Annotated in this window: 1 protein-coding gene; it reads right to left on the reverse strand. The window is 34.5% G+C overall.

Features of this window, described 5'->3' with window-relative positions; translation table 11 throughout:
* The coding region (locus RI557_RS11690) for a GIY-YIG nuclease family protein (protein ID WP_310683956.1) at nucleotides 1-225 on the reverse strand (225 nt) is incomplete at its 3' end.
* Between the last annotated feature and the right edge of the window lie 383 nt (nucleotides 226-608).

Below are 608 nucleotides of genomic sequence, written 5' to 3' on the forward strand. Positions count from 1 at the left end.
CATCCTTCCATAATGCGTTTTAAGATATTTCTCCCTTTTTATAGCATCATCTTTATCTAGACATGCTTCGTAGTAAATTAACTCAAAAGGCCTTCTATGTTTTGTAGAGAAAACTTTCCCTTCATTATGTGCCTGAAATCTTGAAGGCAAATCTTTTGTGTAACCAGTATAATGTTCACCATCCTTAAGGCTTTTCAAAACGTATGTCATGTAAAAACCTTCCATTTTGCCTTCATTTCACTGGGCAAACCCCGCTCCTCCAGTTATCAATAAACTTATTTGCTTCATTATATTTAAGTGCTAGTATAGTTAAAGCAGTAGGAAGAAAAGGGCTAAGGTCAAGGTTAAGGTCGAGTATAGATAGTGGTAAACTCATGTTCTGGTCTACTACAAAACACTTAACAACTTAACCTCACAATAAACCCAAATGCACTATTAGAATGCTCTCGACCTTGACCTCGGCCTCGACCTCAGTAACTTGTCAAGTATAGATAGTGGTAAGCTTAAATTCAGAATTAATAATCCAAAGACTTCATTATTTTATTGAGTTGTTTCATTAGCTCTTCATATTCATCCAGTAATTTTTCAGTTTTAGCTGAATTAAAATA

The organism is Salibacter sp. (assembly GCF_031581065.1).
Taxonomy (GTDB): Bacteria; Bacteroidota; Bacteroidia; order Flavobacteriales_G; family Salibacteraceae; genus Salibacter.